The sequence below is a fragment of the Sorangium sp. So ce448 genome, from assembly GCF_051520915.1.
GTDB classification, from domain to species: Bacteria; Myxococcota_A; Polyangia; order Polyangiales; family Polyangiaceae; genus Sorangium; species Sorangium cellulosum_B.
This window is the reverse complement of sequence record NZ_CP150343.1, coordinates 2,838,514-2,852,974: the sequence shown is the minus strand read 5'-3', so window position 1 is coordinate 2,852,974 and position 14,461 is coordinate 2,838,514. Positions and strand designations below refer to the sequence as shown.

12 protein-coding genes are annotated in these 14,461 nt (G+C 71.2%); 4 read left to right on the top strand and 8 right to left on the bottom strand.

Features of this window, described 5'->3' with window-relative positions:
• Positions 1 to 129: 129 nt before the first annotated feature.
• The 4 genes from aqpZ to WMF45_RS10990 form a co-directional block, all read right to left on the bottom strand.
• Entirely contained in the window at positions 130 to 861 is a 732-nt protein-coding gene (gene aqpZ / locus WMF45_RS11005) for an aquaporin Z (RefSeq protein ID WP_437716866.1), read from the bottom strand.
• Between the two features lie 349 nt (positions 862 to 1,210).
• Positions 1,211 to 1,600, bottom strand: coding sequence for a DUF4156 domain-containing protein (locus WMF45_RS11000; protein ID WP_437551736.1), 390 nt, complete (start codon positions 1,598 to 1,600; stop codon positions 1,211 to 1,213).
• 143 nt (positions 1,601 to 1,743) lie between these two features.
• Positions 1,744 to 3,693: a GNAT family N-acetyltransferase gene (locus WMF45_RS10995; RefSeq protein ID WP_437716865.1), complete on the bottom strand. Its 1,950-nt coding sequence runs from the start codon at positions 3,691 to 3,693 to the stop codon at positions 1,744 to 1,746.
• A 222-nt stretch (positions 3,694 to 3,915) separates the two neighbouring features.
• Complete coding sequence (locus WMF45_RS10990; RefSeq protein ID WP_437716864.1) at positions 3,916 to 4,719, bottom strand: class I SAM-dependent methyltransferase; 804 nt, start codon at positions 4,717 to 4,719, stop codon at positions 3,916 to 3,918.
• 286 nt (positions 4,720 to 5,005) lie between these two features.
• Between WMF45_RS10990 and WMF45_RS10985 the strand changes: the two genes are divergently transcribed.
• Positions 5,006 to 5,548, top strand: coding sequence for a DinB family protein (locus tag WMF45_RS10985; RefSeq protein WP_437716863.1), 543 nt, complete (start codon positions 5,006 to 5,008; stop codon positions 5,546 to 5,548).
• 82 nt (positions 5,549 to 5,630) lie between these two features.
• On the opposite strand, the gene WMF45_RS10980 is transcribed toward WMF45_RS10985, so the two are convergent.
• Positions 5,631 to 7,010 carry a hypothetical protein gene (locus WMF45_RS10980; RefSeq protein ID WP_437716862.1) on the bottom strand — a complete coding sequence of 460 codons (1,380 nt, stop codon included), beginning with the start codon at positions 7,008 to 7,010 and terminating at the stop codon, positions 5,631 to 5,633.
• A gap of 597 nt (positions 7,011 to 7,607) precedes the next feature.
• Here WMF45_RS10980 and WMF45_RS10975 point away from each other — a divergent pair.
• The gene (locus tag WMF45_RS10975; RefSeq protein WP_437716861.1) at positions 7,608 to 7,949 is read left to right on the top strand and encodes a hypothetical protein; all 342 of its coding nucleotides are present in this window, start codon (positions 7,608 to 7,610) and stop codon (positions 7,947 to 7,949) included.
• 69 nt (positions 7,950 to 8,018) lie between these two features.
• Here WMF45_RS10975 and WMF45_RS10970 read toward each other — a convergent pair whose 3' ends face one another.
• Complete coding sequence (locus WMF45_RS10970; protein WP_437716860.1) at positions 8,019 to 8,957, bottom strand: LysR family transcriptional regulator; 939 nt, start codon at positions 8,955 to 8,957, stop codon at positions 8,019 to 8,021.
• A 208-nt stretch (positions 8,958 to 9,165) separates the two neighbouring features.
• Between WMF45_RS10970 and WMF45_RS10965 the strand changes: the two genes are divergently transcribed.
• Entirely contained in the window at positions 9,166 to 9,789 is a 624-nt protein-coding gene (locus WMF45_RS10965) for an RNA 2'-phosphotransferase (RefSeq protein WP_437716859.1), read from the top strand.
• A 234-nt stretch (positions 9,790 to 10,023) separates the two neighbouring features.
• Here the strand turns inward: WMF45_RS10965 and WMF45_RS10960 are convergent, their stop codons facing one another.
• Both WMF45_RS10960 and WMF45_RS10955 read right to left on the bottom strand, forming a co-directional pair.
• Positions 10,024 to 11,076: a LacI family DNA-binding transcriptional regulator gene (locus tag WMF45_RS10960; RefSeq protein ID WP_437716858.1), complete on the bottom strand. Its 1,053-nt coding sequence runs from the start codon at positions 11,074 to 11,076 to the stop codon at positions 10,024 to 10,026.
• 529 nt (positions 11,077 to 11,605) lie between these two features.
• Positions 11,606 to 12,025, bottom strand: coding sequence for a hypothetical protein (locus WMF45_RS10955; protein ID WP_437716857.1), 420 nt, complete (start codon positions 12,023 to 12,025; stop codon positions 11,606 to 11,608).
• Between the two features lie 582 nt (positions 12,026 to 12,607).
• On the opposite strand from WMF45_RS10955, the gene WMF45_RS10950 reads away from it, so the two are divergent.
• The gene (locus tag WMF45_RS10950) at positions 12,608 to 14,272 is read left to right on the top strand and encodes a glycoside hydrolase family 43 protein (RefSeq protein ID WP_437716856.1); all 1,665 of its coding nucleotides are present in this window, start codon (positions 12,608 to 12,610) and stop codon (positions 14,270 to 14,272) included.
• Positions 14,273 to 14,461: the final 189 nt, after the last annotated feature.

The window sequence follows — 14,461 nt, the reverse complement described above, 5'->3', positions numbered from 1 at the left end:
GAGACTACCGCGCGGCCGAGCGCACCGCCAAGGGGCAGCTCGCTCGCTCGCGCGGCGTGTCCGCCGGCGCCTTCGTCGGCCTCGTCTGCCTGGTCTGCTTGGTCTGCCTGGTCTGTTTCGTCTGCTCCGTCAGATTGCGGGCGGCGACGTGACGACGGCCCGACCCGGCCTCGGGCCCACGAGCACCGGATAGAGGGCGCCCGCGAGCACGCCGCCGGCGAGCGGGGCGAGCCAGAAGAGCCAGAGCTGAGACAGCGCCCCTCCGCCGACGAACAGGGCAGGACCGGTGGAGCGCGCCGGGTTCACCGACATGTTCGTGACCGGGATCCCGATGAGGTGAACCAGCGTGAGCGCGAGCCCGATGGCGATCGGCGCGAACCCGCGCGGCGCGCCGTGATCGGTCGCGCCGAGGACCACCGTCACGAAGCCGAACGTGAGGACGATCTCGGTCAGGAGGCTCGCGAAGAGCGAGTATCCGCCGGGCGAGCGCCCTCCATAGCCGTTCGACGCGAAGCCTGCGTGCACGGCGAACCCGGCGGCGCCGCTGGCGATCGCATAGAGGATCCCGGCGGCGACGATGGCGCCGGCGATCTGGGCGAGGACGTACGGCAGGAGGTCCCGCGCTGGGAAGCGCCCGCCGGCGATCAGGCCGATCGTCACGGCGGGGTTGAAGTGCGCGCCCGAGATGTGGCCCACCGCGTAGGCCATCGTCAGGAAGGAGAGCCCGAACGCGAGCGCCACGCCGAGGAAGCCGATCCCCATCCTGGGATACGCCGCGGAGAGCACGGCGCTCCCGCAGCCGCCGAGCACGAGCCAGAACGTTCCGAGAAACTCTGCGGCCGTACGCCTGGACAACGACATCTCCATCTCTTCATCCCCCCTGCGGCAGGCCCCTCGGCGCGGATCGACGCGCGGCAGCGGCCGCGCCCGACCGTGGAGCCATCCCGACGGCTGGCGCAGGCCGTACGGTCGACCGGCGGGCACCCCGCCGAGGCGACGCTCCGCCAGCCCTTCGTCGACATTGGATGAGCCCCGGCCCATCGCGTTGCGGTCGGGCCGCTCCGGATCGGTTCACCTGGTCGAGCGCGCCTCCCCGGCGGCGGCCGGACGGGCCGCGCGGCCCAGAGGCCATGAGGCCTTCGCCGGCGGCGCCGTCGGGAGCCTCGCGCCGCGGACCCTCGCCGCAGCGACCTCGCGAGATCGGCGCGTCTTACAGGCCGACGAGCTGCGGCGGGCAGCTGTACGCGTTGCCCATGTGGGTGACGTCGGTCTGCTGGCCAGAGATGCTGTCTCGGTCGCCGGAGAGGGTGGTCCCTGCGTTCGTGTTCTCCAGGACCACGTAGTTGCCGCCCAGGTCATGGGCCTTGTTCTTCATGTCGTTGACCGCGCCCTCCTGCAGGTTCGCATTGCTGGTGAACGCTCCAGACACGGAGCCGCCCTGCTCGCCGATCACCGTCCCCAGGAACCGGCACCCCTGCGGGGCCGACTGCTTGGTGACGATGACCTTCTCGGCGCCGGGGTTGAGCTCGACGGCGGCACACGCGGGGAGGGTCAGGCAACACAGGAGGAGAGCAAACGCACCGTGGATCGATGTCTTCATGGCAAGCACCTTGTGTCGATTGCTACGTGCGCGCGCGAGCGCTTCTTCCTCGCTGGACCGCCGGGTCAGCAGGATTCCGACAGGCCTCGTCCCCGGTCGGGCTCGCGTCGATCTCCCGCGTGACGTCGCGGTTCGAGCGCGCCTCACCGGTGCTCGATCTTCCTCAGCCGGTACGCCCGCGCGTCCCACAGCGAGAACGCCCGCTCGCCGCTCGCGAGGATGTCGAACCCGTGGCGGGCCGCCAGCCGCGCGACGTCGGCCGCGTCGCGCGCGGGGTCGCCGCGGTACGAGTAGCCCAGGACGACGAGCTCCCCTCCCGGCCGCAGCGCCCGGCGCGCCTCCGCGACGAGCCGATCCACGACCTCCGCGCCCGCGGCGACGACGTACGGGAACGAGTCGACCGCGTACACGAGATCGAAGCGGGCCGACGGCGCGTCGCCCAGATCGACGCCCGACGAGACCGCGAGCACGACGTTCGAGCGCCCCGCGCAGCGGCGCCGCGCGGCCTCGATCATGCGCGGCGAGACGTCGAGCCCCCACGCCTCGCGCACCCTCGGCGCGAGCGCCGCCTCGAAGCGGCCGATCCCGCAGCCGATCTGCAGGATGGCGCGGTCCTCCCCGATCGCGCCCCACCGCTCGAGGAGCTCGACCACCTCCCGCGTCGCGCGCTCGAGGATCTCCGGATCGCCGAGCGAGTACGCGGCGACGCTCGCCTCCTCCGAGCGCTCGCAGAGCTCGTCGAACAGCCGCGCGGCGGAGCGGCAGGCCCCCAGCGCGTCCTCCCCGGCGGCGCGCGCGTCCCGGTGCGCGCCCAGCATCGCCGCCACGATCGCGCACGCGGCGCGCCGCTCGTCCAGGCAGCGGCGCAGCGCCTCGAGGCGCGCCGCCCGCTCCCCCTCCCCCTCCCCCGCCGCCGGCCGCGCGGCGTGCGCGGCGTGCGCGACGTGCGCGGCGTCAATCGCGCGCGCGGCGGCCTCGAGGTCCCCCGCGGCGCCGAGCAGCCGCACCAGGCCGACCTCCGGCGACGCCTCGCCGGACATCACGGCCTGCACCGCGCCCTCGCCCTCCTCGACCTCCCGCCCGGGCTCGCGCGCGCCCCGGCGCCGCAGCCGCCGGCGGAACGTCCACCGGTCGACGGCGCCCCAGTCGTACTTGTACGGCTCGCGGCCGCGGAGGAAGTCCACGGTCCGCGCGCCCTCGCGCGCCGCGTGCTCGATCGCGCTGGCGAGCATCACGAGCCCCGGGCTGTACCACGCGAGCTCCGGATCGAAGCCGGTGATGTACGACGCGAGCCCACCGCGCTCGGCGAACCCGTAGAGCGACGCGATGATCCGCCCGTCGAGCCGCAGGCCGAAGAGCCGCAGCGCGCCCCGCGCGCACAGCGCGCGCGCGGCCTCGCGGTGGAACGGCCGGAGCGCCTCGTCGAGCACGCCCCCCTCGCCGCGCGAGCGCCAGCGCGCCTTGTGGTTCGCGAACAGCGCGTCGAGCAGCTCGTCCACGGTCGCCGCGTCGGCCACGTCGAGGCGCAGGTCCCCGGCCCGCGCGAGCCGCTTCCGCGCGCGGGCGACGCGCGCGCGCATCCCCGGCGGAAACAGCTCGTCCGGCGCAACGCCCTCGGGGATCATCACCGCCGGACACGCCTCGTGCTTCTCGACCTCGTCCGACCAGCCGGGGGGCGCCTCGGCGAGGAGCAGCGGCGACGACGCCCGCAGGTCGTGGAGATCGGCGACGTCCCACGCGTCGGCGCGCTCTTCGAGGCAAGCGAGCGCCGCGCCCGCGACCGCGCGCTCGTACCCGGACGCGGCCAGGACATCGTTGTAATCGGTGATCCCGGCGCCGAGCAGCGCGACGACGCGCTCGTCGCCGATGCGGTGAACCGCGAGGGGCGCGAGGCCGACGAGCCCCTCGTCCGACCGGAAGACCAGGGCGAGCACGTCCTCGGGCCCGAGCGCGCGGCACCAGGGGATCAGCCACTCCGGCCGCTGAAACGCCGTCGCCGCCGGGCAGCGATGCCACAGCGCGCTCCAGGGCTCCCGCAGCGCCTCGAGCTCCTCGCGGCGGCTCAGCACCTCTACGTCGAGTCGTTCGCTCACCTGCCCTCCGAGCGGCGGGCTCAGCGCTCCTCGGTCGTCGTCGAGCGCGCGCGGACGCTCACCGGGCTCCCCGCCCCTGCCGGCGCCGTATCCTCGCAGAGGCGCGCGACCACGCAACCGGCGCGCTACCTCGGAGAGGGCTCTGATTGCCGCTGACCGATCCAGGACGATAGACCGAGGCCCGAGCGCGCTCAGCTGTGACCGAGCACCGGGTGCGGCCGGTCAGCCGTCGGCGCGCGCCACGGCGAAGATCAGGTGACGTTGCAGCCGGATCCCCTCCGACGCGCGGCGGCGCTCGAGCTCGGCGGCGAGCGCAGCCTTGACCCCCGCGGCCTCCGCCGGATCGAGGTTGGACAGGAAGTTGCCGAACGAGCTGGCCAGGTAGAACGCGATCACGTCGTCCGTGTCCGCGAAATGGTCCGTGAAGGTGCGGATCTGGAGCCTCGGATCCTCGAAGCCGGCGAGCAGGAGGGTGCTGGTCAGGTCGTCCGAGGTCACCTTGTAGGTCGTGCTGCCGAGCGTCTCCGCGGTGCCGGTCAGGCCGAGAGACGACAGCACACCCTCGATCACCTGCTCGAACTCGTGCGGGCGCTCCCTGGCGGCCGAGCTGATGCCGAGGCGCCCTCCCCGCTTGAGCACCCGGCGCGCCTCGCGCAGCGGGCCGAGCTTCTCGGGCAGCCAGTGGAGCACGCTGTTCAGGAACACGACATCGAAGCTCCCGGCCGCGAACTGCGAGAGATCCTCGGCCTGCCCGACGCTGGCGCGGAAGTTCGGCCGGCGCTTCTCGTTCGCCAGCTCGACCCGGAGCGGCAGCGGATCGACGCCCGCCACCGCGCCGGAGGGGCCGACCCGATCGGCGACGTACGCCCCGAGCCGGCCCGTCCCACACCCGACGTCGAGGACGCGCTCGCCCGGGGAAATCTGGAGATCGTCGATGAGCAGCTTCCCGTGGTTGAACTGCCGATCGCTGACGCGATCGTACGTCTCGGCCAGGACAGCTGAATCGAGCGAAAGGCTGACCATCATGGCTCCTTGGGAGAGGAGGTGGAGATCGGCGAAAGACAGCTCCAGATGGAATGTCTCCCCGAGCACCACGCGTCTGTTATCGAGGACAATAGTCCGCCATAACGGACCTAGCAAGCGCGATCTCGACGGCTGCGCGCGATGGCGGCGATGCGCCCTCGACGCGCGGTCCCGGGATAGCGCGCCGGCCGTGACGCCGCGGGTGATAGCGGCGGTGCTGGCCAGGTTTCGCCGTCGGGGGCGGGCATGGTAGCGTTCGCGCCTGCTCTCGAACCACGAGGAGTCGCTCATGAGCTGGATCGACCAGTACCGCGCCTTGGCTCGCTACAACCGGTGGATGAACGACAAGCTCTTTGCGCTGGTCGGCAAGCTCGACGACGTGGAGCGCAAGCGCGATCGCGGGGCCTTCTTCCGGTCGATCCACGGCACGTTGAACCATATCCTGCTCGCGGACCGCACGTGGATGGGGCGCTTCACCGGCGGCGCGGATCGGTTCACCTCCCGCGATCCGAGCGGGAAGGCCATCGAGATCACGGCGCTCTCGCAGGAGCTCTACGCGGACTTCGGCGATCTCTCCCGCGAGCGCGCCAGGACGGACGCGGACATCCTCGCCTGGGTGCACGAGATCGATGACCGGGCGCTCGCGGGCGACCTGACGTACACGCGGAGCGGGACGGTCTACACCTCTCCGCTCTGGTGGTCCGTGGGGCACTTCTTCAATCATCAGACCCATCACCGGGGTCAGGTGACCACCCTGCTCACACAAATGGGGATCGACCCTGGCTCGACCGATCTGATCGCGATGCTGCGGGACGAGAGCCGTGCGTCATGACACGCGCGCCTCGCCCCGCGGCGAGCGCGGCTGTCCGATGATCCGATAGCACCTTGGGCAGGCGGGCGGGGCCAGCCCGGGATCACCGGGCGGCGCGCCGCCGGCCGTCCTGCCGGGCCCGGCTCGCCGCCCTGACCTCGACGAGCGGATTGCGCGCCTCCGCGGCGCGCAGCCGCTCGAAGCGCTCGATCCGCGCGCGGTTGCCGCTCTGCCGCAGCGTCCGCGCGAGCACCACGCTCTTGGCGAGCCGGATGAACCGCAGGCGGTGGGCCGAGTCCACGTCCTCGACGTCTCTCCTGCCCGCCCGGGGCCCGAACTCGCGCTCGTAGGCGGCCCGGAGCCGGTGCTCTCCGTGGAGGCCCAGCGCGTCCGAGAGCCCCTCGAGCGCGGCCCGCTCCGCCGGGGTCGACCACGAGAGGACCCTGGAATAGGGCGTCGCCATGGTCTCGTGATCGGGCTTGTTGACGAAGCGGCGCAGGAACACATCGGACGTCGCGACCGGCACATCCCCCGTCTCCTGGTGGAGGAGGGCGTACGCGAACGCCTCGTTCATCCCCACGAGCTGGTTCCGGTCGTAGTCGGCGCCGTCGACGCGCTTCCCGAGGCGATCGACGCCCGAGAGGGCTGCAAAGAAGAAGCTGCTGAAATCGGTGTAATCCGCCTCGTCGATCTCGGGCGTGCAGCCCGACGCGGGGCGGTCCCGGGTCGCCGCGAAGAAGCCGACGACGTCTCGCTCGACAAGCTCGCCGTCGGGCCTGCCGCCCTCGAAGAGGAGGTTCGCGAACGAGCCGGAGTAGCACTGGGCCATGACGAGGACGACGGGAGTGCCGGCGGGCAGCTCCTTCATGCGGGCAGCGAGATCGCGCACGGACAGCGCTCCGCCGCCCCAGAGGTCGAATACGTTGTTGTCGAGGTCGTGCCCTGGATCCGGGCTCCCGTGGCCGGCGAAATACAGCAGCAACGGGTCGGCGGGGCGCGCGTGGACGAACCTGCGCCAGATCGCGTCGAACCCGGGGCGGGTGGTCGCCCCGTCGATGCGCGGCAGCCTGGGCGCGCGGTAGCGCGTCTGGTCGCCGTCGAGGAACTGCACGCTCGGCGTGCCCCGGCGCCCGTCGGCGAAGAGGACGCGCCGCTCCGCCCTGGCCGGGAGCAGCGACTGGAAGTACCGGATGTGGCCTTCGATGGCCACCTGGTTCATGGGCGGCCTCGGGCCGCCGCCCACGACGAGCGCGCGCCAGGCCGCGGGCTCGGGGGAAGCCGCGGAAGGCAGGGCCGGCGGGGCGGGCGAAGCCGGGGGCGCCTGCGGGGCGGCCGGCGCGGGGCGCGGCGGGCGCGCGCCCGCCGTCGCGGCGGTCGCCATGGCGACGGCGATCACAGCGACCCGGAGGAGCAGATGGTGCGCGGCGGTCACGTCCTCGGCCTCGGCAGCGCGCGCATCGCGGCGCTCGATTCTAGGTAGCACGACCGGCTCCCCCGCGTCGACACGCGCTCTCTCGATCTCTCGGCCGCCCAACCGGGTTGGCCCGGCCCACGGGGGTTACATCGAGCGCGAGCTACACTGGGGACGCCTGGTTCCGTGGCGAGCGCCACCGGGATGCCCTCACGGCGTACACGTGTGCCTCCATGAGGCGCCGCGCGTCGCGTGTCGGTCTGTTTCTGTTAGTTAGGCAGTCTATCTGTCAGCACTCAAGCAGGCAGTCTGTCGGCCTGTCTGCTTCAGGTTCAAGCGGCTCCAGGGTAACGCGATCTCCGACGAGGGCCTGCGCCAGCCGGCAGCACTCCGCCGCAGGCGGGGCAAATTGCATCGCCGAGCCCATCCTCGACCACAGCAGAGATCCCCTGCTTTCACCACGGACTCGGCCTGGTGACCTCGACGCGCCGCCTGCACGACGGCACGGTTGTTCGGCGGCGCGACGGGCTCCGCGGCGCGCCGCGCTCGGCCCCGGGAGCCTCCGTATGGACGAGGTCGGCCATCGCGTGCCCGGATCTTCTCATCGGCCTATGGCATGCGGATTGCCGTTTCCCGCGCCATCGAACCACGAGCACAGGAGGGAAGACCATGTCCGCCAGCTCATCGAAGACGACCATCGTTCATGACGAGATCCGGCAGTGGGCCGAATCGCGCGGAGGCCGCCCGGCGACGGTGAAGAGCACCGAGGAGGGCGGCGAGCCTGGCATCCTCCGCATCGATTTCCCTGGGTACAGCGGGGAAGACACGCTGGAGGAGATCTCGTGGGAGGACTTCTTCGACAAGTTCGAGGAGTCGAACCTCGCCTTCGTGTACCAGGAGAAGACAGCGGACGGGCAGCCGAGCAACTTCTCCAAGCTGGTGAGCCGCCCGGACGACGTCGGTGGCAAGAAGGCGAAGCAGGGCAAGCAGAAGTCGAGAAAGGCGGCCTGAGCCCGGAAGCCGGAGCCCGGGAGGAGATCGGCAGAGGACGGCAGGCGGCAGGAAGAGCGATGGCGGGGCTCAGCGCCGGCGCGCGGGCCCCGTCGGGGCGGCGTCGGGCGCGCCCGACGCGCCTGACGCAGGGTTTCTCTGCCACGCCGCGGCGTGCGCGAGCAGCGCCTCCCGGAGCTCCGCGGCCGCGCCCTGGAGCTCACCGCCGCGACGGCGGACGAGGTAGAAGACCTTGCGCGGCAGCTCGGGCAGCGGGCGCGCGACGAGGCCGCGGGGGAGGCGGCAGCAGGCGTTGACCACCGCGATGCCGACGCCGAGCTGGACGAAGTGGAGCATCAGCTCCCAGCCGTTCGCCTCGACCGCCGGCTCCCAGCGGACACCCGCCGAGAGCAGCGCCTGCGCAAGCAGGGCCCGGTGGGGCCGCGACGGGCCGGGGACGACGAGCCGCGCCCCCTCGAGGTCGCGCAGCCGGATGTGGCGCTTCCGGGCGAGCGGGTGGTCGTCGGGGACGACCAGGACCTGCGCCACCTCGGTGAGGCGATCGGCGGCGAGCCCGTCCGGCGCCCCCTCGAGCGGCGCGACGCCGAGGTGCGCCTCGCCCGCCGCGACGGCCTCGATCGTGCCCTCGCGGTCGCGCGTGAGCAGCCGGAGGGGGGCGGCGCCGCGCGCGGAGAAGGCGCGGATCCCCTCGCCGAGCAGGTAGAGGTACGAGCCCTCCCCGGCGCAGAGCACCACCGGCTCCCGGCTCTCGCCGTGACGGAGCACGTCGAGGAACGAGCGCGTCCGCTCGCCGACCTCGCGCCCGAACGCGGCGACGCGCTTGCCGTCGGCCGTGAGCTCCAGCCGCTGCCCGCGCCGCTGGTAGAGCGTGACGCCGAGCGCCTCGCCCAGCTTGCCGATCTGGGCGTGGAGCGCCGGCTGCGAGACGTGGAGCGCCCGCGCCGCGCGCGTGAAGTTGAGGTGCTCGGTGAAGACCACGAAGGCGCCGAGCCAGTCGAGGTTGAGCATGGCGGCAAGCTATCGCGAAATGCGATAGCGACTCCAGAAATACTTCTTCCGCACGATAACCGGGCGTCTATTCTTATCCTCGTACCGATACCCTTCACGGTTTCGGTCCCGGTCCCTGCACCGTCCAGGGGCCTTCCGGAGGCCTCTGCGTGCCCGCGCGAATCGCGGGCTGCGGCTCCGGTTCACGAGACGGGAATGGAGCTTGACGATGGGCCGCGATCGCTTGACCGACACGAGCAAGAAGCTCTCCTGGCTGCTCCGCCACGCGGCGCCCTCGCAGGGCGTCGCCATGGACGACGCCGGCTGGGTCGCCGTGGACGACGTCCTCAAGGCGCTCCGGATCTCCCGGCCGGTGCTCGACGAGGTGGTGGAGAAGAACACGAAGAACCGCCTCGAGATCCGCGGCGACCGGGTGCGCGCCTCGCAAGGGCACTCGCGCGACGGGATGCCGGTGACGCTCGCGGGCCTCGAGGCGTCGTGGGAGGAGGTCCACGGCGACGCGTCGATCTGGCACGGAACCAGCGTGGACGCCGTGAGGGGCATCGCGCGCGACGGGATCCGGCCGGTAGCGCGCACGCACGTCCACTGCACCGACGCGCTGGGCAGCGCCGTGGGCAAGCGCGCGAAGGTCGACGTGATGCTCGAGATCAGCCCGGCGAGGCTCCGGGCGCGCGGCGTGCGCGTGTTCCGCAGCCAGAACGGGGTGATCCTGGTGCGGGAGGTGCCGGCCCCGTGCCTCGTGGGGCTCTTGCCCATCGTGGCGCGGGCGCAGCGGGAGGCCGAGGCGCTGCGGGCGATGCTCTTCGGCGACGGGTCGCGCGGGGCGGCGTGATGGCCTTCACCGGATACTCGCGCTCGCGACCTGTCCCGCGCGTCTCATCGCCAGCAATCCGTTGCCACGTGGATGGGCTCCCGAGGCAGACAGCAACAAGACCCAAAGCCCTCTCTACCCCGACGAGGACAAGCGCCTCATGGCTGCGGTGGATATTGCACTGTCTTATCGGATCTAGGACGGGTCTCTGATCCGTGAGGGATGCGTGCAGACGAAGCTGGCAGGCTGGAGCGCTCATCGGTCCCGGGGGACCGCGGCGGTGCTCTTGCGCAAGATCAGCTCGGCGTCGACCACGACGCGCGAGCAGGAGCGGCGGCCGCTCTCGATCTGCCCGAGCAGCAAGTGGAGGCACCTGCGCCCCAGCTCGGAGAAGTCCTGGCGGACGGTGGTGAGCGGAGGCGTGAAGTAGGCCGCCTCCGGGATGTCGTCGAAGCCGACGATGCTGATGTCCCGCGGCACCGCGCGTCCGATCTCGTGGAGGTAGCGGAGCACGCCCAGCGCCATCTGGTCGTTGGCCACGAACAGGGCGGTGACGCCTGGCGTGCGCGCCAGCTGCGGGGCGAGCTCGTAGCCCGAGCGTGCGCTCCAGTCGCCGCGCAGGAGAGGCGGCGGCTCGACGCCCGCGGCCTCCAGCGTCGAACGCCAGCCGTCGATGCGCTGCTCGGCCTCGAGCGACTCGATCGAACCGGCGATGTGCCACACCGTCCGGTGACCCAGGTCGAGGAGATGGCGCGTGGCGGCCGTCGCGCCGCCGTGCTGGTCGACGGCGACCACCGGGACCGAATCGTCCGGCCCCCCCTCGACGGCGACCACCGGCACGTCGGAGGTGACGTGGCGGAGCGCGTCCACCGCCGACCGCAGCGGGGCGACGACCATGATGCCGTCGACCCCCTGATCGCACAGCCCCTTCACCGCATCCACCACCGGCGCGCGGCTGAGCGATTTCAGGCTGACGACGCTGACGCCGTACCCGGCGTCGTGCGCCGCCGTCTCGAGCCCGTGGAGCGTCGACGCCGGGCCGTAGTGCGTCGTGTTGAAGCTGACCACACCGAACGTCCGCGAGCGCCCGGTGACGAGCGCCTGCGCCACGGAGCTCGGGCGGTAGTCGAGCTGGCGGATCGCGTCGAGCACGCGCTCCCGCGTGTCCCGATGCACGTGGGGGCTGTCGTGCAGGACCCGCGAGACCGTCTGATACGAGACGCCGGCGAGCTTGGCCACATCGACCATGACCGCGGCCCGGCGCCCGCCTCTCTTGATGCGCCCCTCGGGAGGAGAGTTTTCGTCCATCGGGGCCAAGCTTAGTCGCGCGCGGGGGGAATGGAATCGACATCCACCACGACCGCGCCCCGGCGCTCGCCTCTCTTGATGCGCCGCTCGAGCGGAGGCTTGCCATTGGCCGGGCCCCATCTCGGCGACGGAGGGGCGGATCGGAGTGAACGTCCCCGGTCCGGCCTCGTCCTCCGGCTTTGCCCTGAGTGGGTCGTCAGCCGCCGGGGGTCGCGCCGCTCGCCCGGTGCCCGCGCATCAACCCCCCGCAGCTTCGGGCCATTCCCAGTGGGCCGTGGCCGCCGGACGCCTGCCTGTGACGCCGCCTCCTTCGCATGGTGTCTCGGTGCCTCGTGGGCACGATGCGACAGCCCTCGGAGGCGCGCGTGGGCATGGTGAGCGAAACCTCGCTCACTCGGGCGCGGAGTTGAGCGAAACCTCGCTCACTTTCGCGCCTGGTTGCGCATCGCGGGCGCTCCGCCGGTCCGGGGCTGCGCGGGAGAGCCAGTTCTACTGTCGCTTGATAAATGCGAGAGCAGAGCGCGGCGCCTCAGAAGGCGGCATCACGGAGCTTCGCCTTGTACTCCGCCTTGTACAGATCATGGCAGGCCTTGCAGCTCGCCTTGGCGCCGTCGATGTCGCCCTTCTTGGCCTTCTCCGCGCCTTCCTTCGATATCGCGACCCACTTCGCCATCCCGGGCGGCGGCTTCGACGCCACATAGTCCAGCGCCGACGCGATCTTCGCGCCATCGCCGCTCGTGGTCGCCGACTGCATCACCGTCTTCATCCAGCCCTGCATCGGACAGGCCTTCTGTCCTTTTGCGCCGCAGCCGAAATCCTTCCCCTCGGCGACGGATGCGGGGACGTCCGCCTTCGCGCCCGCGGCCCATGCTGCGCCCGCAAAGCCGCCGGCAGAGCCGATGCCGACGCTCATGATCATGACCCCCATCAGCTTCCTGCTTATCGACATCTGGCGTCTCCTGATCCGGTGAAAGGGCAAGCTCAACAAACCCATCGCAGCTCGAAATGTGATCGTTCACATGGGCAACGTCAATCCAAATCGGCCGATGATGGGGCGAGCCCTTGGCCGGAGCGCGCGCTCGAGTCGTCGCGCACAAGGGGCGATACCCAGGGCGCCTGTCGCCTGCGGCATGGAGCGCCGGCCGTCCGCGCGCAGGCCTCCATCGAGCGCCAGCCGTCCGTGCGCAGGTCGGCGTCGAGCGCATCGAGCCTGCGATCACCGCGGTCCGGCGCCCGCCCACTCCCCGTGACGCGGTGCGCCGGATGAGCCCGCCGGCGCTGTCCTCCTTCGGATCGAGGACGCCGCCCGGGCCGGTCGATTGGGTTTGACACCAGGAATGTGATCGTTCACATTTCGAAAGGGTATACTTGTTCTTTGCCCTGGGGGGTCGCCCTGCGTGCCTTTGCGCAGGCCATCCTCTCATCGATGGCGCCTTCGTCGAGTCAGCACCAGGGGTGCGGGGCGCCGGCAATTTCGCTTGCGAGAGGATTCAACGTGCGCCTGAACACAACGTGGTACCGAGCAACGAGAATGACCCTGCCGGCGATGGCGCTGGCCGTCGTCGCCGCGATTCCGTCCCCCGCTCGGGCGGACAACCCGATCGTGCAGACCAACTACACGGCCGACCCCGCTCCCATGGTGCACGAAGGCACGTTGTACCTCTACACGTCCCACGACGAGGACGTGTCGGTGAACAACTTCTACACCATGAACGACTGGAAGCTCTACTCCACCACGGACATGGTCAACTGGAGGGACCACGGCTCGGTGGCGGGCTACAAGTCCTTCAAGTGGGGAACCGACAATGCGTGGGCGCCGCAGGGTGTCGCCAGGAACGGCAAGTACTATCTATACGTGCCGCTGAACAACAACACCGGCGCGAAGATCGGCGTGGGCGTATCGGACAATGTGGCAGGCCCGTTCATGGACCCGCTGGGAAAGGAGCTGGCCGTGGCGCCCGGAGGCGGCAACATCGACCCGACGGTGCTCGTCGACGACGATGGACAGGCCCACATGTACTGGGGGAATGCCAAGCTCCGGCACGTGAAGCTGAACTCGGACATGATCAGCACCTCGGGAAGCATCACCGAGGTGCCGTTGAACGGCTTCACCGAGGGGCCGTGGCTCCACAAGCGAGGATCGCTGTACTACCTCATCTACGCCGCCATCGCCGGGACCGAGAAGATCAGCTACGCGACCAGCAACAGCCCGACCGGGCCCTGGACCATCCGCGGCGACATCATGGGCGCTGGCCGCACCTACACCAATCACGCCGGCGTCGTCGACTACAAGGGGCACTCGTACTTCTTCTATCACAACAACGCATTGCCGGGCGGCGGTGACTTCAAGCGCTCGGTGTGCGTGGAGGAGTTCACCTACGGCGCCGACGGCAGCATTCCGAAGATCATGATGTCCACGAACGGACCGTCCGCCGTCGACACGCTGAATCCGTTCAAGCAAGTCGAGGCCGAGACCATCGCCTTCTCGTCCGGGCTCAAGACCGAGGTGTGCACCGACACCGGCGGCGGCATGAACGTCACGTCCATCAGCAATAACGACTACATCAAGGTGAAGGACGTCGATTTCCTGGACGGCGTGACCTCCTTCGAGGCGCGGGTGTCGTCCGCGGCCGGCGACGCGAAGATCGAGCTCCACCTCGACAGTCAGAACGGCACGCTCCTCGGGACGTGCGACGTCTCGGGCGCGTCGGCCTGGACCACCAAGACCTGCGCGGTCAGCGGGGGCAGCGGGAAACACGACCTGTTCCTGAAGTTCGTCGGTGGCGGCGGCGACCTCTTCAAGTTCAACTGGTGGCGGTTTACCGGACCCACCATGCCGGGTGACGGGGGCGACGGCGGCGGAGGCGGTGCCGGCGGCTCGGACCCGGGAACGGGCGGCAGCGATGCCACCGCCGGCGCCGGGGGCGCGACCTCGGGCACCGGTGGCAGCGCCGCCGCCGGGGGCACGACCTCGGCCAGCGGCGGCGCGGTCGCCGCAGGCACCGGCGGAACGACCGGCTCCGCCGTCGCGGGCAGCAGCGGCAGCGCCGGACCCACCGGTGGGAACGACGCGGCCGGCGACGACTCGGACGGCTCGTGCGCTTGCCGGACGGGCGCGAGCACCGGGGGCGGCGGACTCGCCGCCGCTCTCTGGCTGGCCGCTTCTGCGCTCGTTCTTGGACGTCGGCGCCGGTAGGCGCTCGTCGGGTGGAACCAGGAGCGGGCGCCCCTCAGGCGCCCGCTCGCGGGCGGAGCCGTCGTCCGGCTCGTGCCCTCATCCCTTGACCGTGACGAGCGGCCAGAGCCGCGTCACGCGCCGCGCGATCCCCGCCTCCTCGACGGAGCGCACCACCGGCGTCATAGAATGAAAAACGGTAGTAGTGAA